The sequence below is a fragment of the Streptomyces sp. S6 genome (genome assembly GCF_054880855.1).
This window is the reverse complement of the sequence record NZ_JBTYMC010000525.1, coordinates 1-2,666: the sequence shown is the minus strand read 5'-3', so window position 1 is coordinate 2,666 and position 2,666 is coordinate 1. Positions and strand designations below refer to the sequence as shown.

Below are 2,666 nucleotides of genomic sequence, written 5' to 3'. Positions count from 1 at the left end.
CCGCCCTGATCCTCGTCGAGCGCCTCTCCGACGCCCGCCGCCTCGGGCACCCCGTGCTGGCGGTCGTGCGCGGCACGGCCGTCAACCAGGACGGCGCCTCCAACGGGCTCAGCGCCCCCAGCGGCCCCGCCCAGGAACGCGTCCTGCGGGCCGCCCTCGCCGACGCCGGGCTCGAACCGGCGGACGTCGACCTCGTCGAGGCACACGGCACCGGCACCCGCCTGGGGGACCCCATCGAGGCCGAGGCGCTGCACGCCGTCTACGGGCAGCGGCGCGAACACCCGCTGTACCTCGGCTCGTTGAAGTCGAACATCGGTCACACCCAGGCCGCCGCCGGGGTCGCCGGGGTCATCAAGACCGTCCTCGCGATGCGGGAGGGCCTGCTGCCCCGCACGCTGCACGCCGACGAACCCACCGCAGAGGTCGACTGGACCTCCGGCGGCGTCCAGCTCCTCACCGAGGCCCGACCCTGGCCGGAGCGCGACCGCCCCCGCCGCGCAGGCGTCTCCTCGTTCGGCATCAGCGGTACCAACGCCCACGTCATCGTCGAACAGGCCCCCGCCGAAACGACGGTCCAGCCCGCCCCCACCACCCCCGTCCTCACCCACCCGCCCCTCCTGCCGTTCCCCCTCAGCGCCCGCACCCCGGCCGCCCTCCCCGCCCAGGCCGACGCCCTGCGCCGTCACCTGGACGTCACCGACGCGACCGCCGCCGACCTCGCCTGGACCCTCACCACCGCCCGCGCCCACCTCCCGCACCGCGCCGTCGCCCTCGCCCCCGACCGGGAAGCCCTGACCCCGCTGCTTGAGGGGCTCGCCACCGGCACCGCCCCCGCCGGAACCGTCACCGGCACAGCCCCGACCGGCCCGGCCCGCACGGTCCTCGTCTTCCCCGGCCAGGGTTCCCAGTGGGCCGGAATGGCTGTCGACCTCCTCGACGCCTCCCCGGTCTTCGCCGCCCGCATGACCGCCTGCGAGGAAGCCCTCGCGCCCTTCGTCGACTGGCGTCTCACCGAGGTTCTGCGCGCCGAGGACGCCGCCGAGCGGCTCACCCGCGTCGACGTCGTCCAGCCCGTCCTGTGGGCCGTGATGGTCTCCCTCGCCGAACTGTGGGCCGCCTGCGGAGTCCGCCCCGACGCCGTCGTCGGCCACTCCCAGGGCGAGGTCGCCGCAGCCGTCGTCGCCGGAGCGCTCTCCCTGGAGGACGGCGCCCGGGTCGCCGCCCTGCGCTCACGCACCCTGACCGCGCTCTCCGGACGCGGCGGCATGGTCTCCGTCGCCGAACCCGGCGCCGCCGTCCGCACCCGGCTCGCGAACTGGCCCGGCCGCATCGACGTCGCCGCCCTCAACGGCCCCGCCGCGACCGTCGTCGCCGGTGACGACGACGCCCTTGACGAACTCCTCGCCGCCTGCGAACGCGACGGGGTCCGCGCCCGCCGCGTCGCCGTGGACTACGCCTCGCACTCCGCGCACGTCACCGCCGTCGAGACCGAACTCCGCACCCTCCTCGCCCCGTTGACCCCCCGCCAGGGCACGAGCGCGTTCTACTCCACCGTCACCGCGGAGCGCCTCGACACCACCCGCCTCGACGCCGGCCACTGGTACCGCAACCTGCGCCACACCGTCCGCTTCGAGGAGACCACCCGAGCCCTCCTCGCCGACGGCCACACCCTCTTCATCGAGGTAAGCCCCCACCCGGTCCTCACCCACGCCCTCCAGGACACCCTGGACGACGCCGAGGCGACCGCCGCCGTCACCGGCACCCTGCGCCGGGACACCGACGGCCCCCGCCGCTTCACGGAGGCCCTCGCCGAGGCCCACGCCCACGGCGCCCCCGTCGACTTCACCGCCCTCCTCGCCGGCACCGGCGCCCGCCGCACCGACCTGCCCACCCACGCCTTCCACCGCACCCGCCACTGGCTCGACCGCCCCACCCCGACCAGGGCCGAGGACCCGGCGACCGCGCACCTGTGGCAGGCCGTGGACCGGGGCGACACCGAGGACGTCGCCCGGCAGCTCGGCGTCCCGCACGACGACGGCCTCGACGCGACCGTCCGCGCCCTGGCGACCTGGCGCACCCGCACCCGTGACCGCGCGGCCACGGACACCCTGCGCTACACCGTCACCTGGAAACCCGCACACCTCGACCCCGCCCCCCTCACCGGCACTTGGCTCCTCCTCGCCCCCGAGGACAACCCCGCCGCCGACTGGACCGCCGAGGCACTGACGGCCCACGGCGCCGCCGCGACCCTGCGCCTGACGCGCCTGGGCGACGCCGATGCCGCGCTGCTCGCCGACGTGACGGGGATCGTGTCCCTCCTCGCCGCCGTCCCCACCCTCACCACCGTCCAGACCCTGCACGGCCTCGGCGTCGACGCCCCCCTGTGGGCCCTCACCCAGGGCGCGGTCTCCACCGCCGACACCGAGGGCGCCTCGCCCGAGCAGGCCCAGGTGTGGGGGCTCGGGCGGGTCGTCGGGCTGGAGTGGGCCGCCGGCTGGGGCGGACTCGTCGACCTGCCCGCCGACCTCGACACGGGCACCGCGAGCCTCCTCGCCGCCGTCCTCGCGAACCCCGGCGACGAACAGGAATGGGCCCTGCGCGCCACCGGCCCACTGGTCCGGCGCCTGGTCCGGGCCCCGCGCCCGGCCGGTCCCGCCTGGACACCC

Annotated in this window: 1 protein-coding gene; it reads left to right on the top strand. The window is 76.7% G+C overall.

Annotated elements, in window-relative coordinates; all coding sequences use genetic code 11:
- Window positions 1-2,666: type I polyketide synthase (locus ACVNF4_RS34705; protein WP_461806837.1), on the top strand; the 2,666-nt coding region annotated here is incomplete at both ends.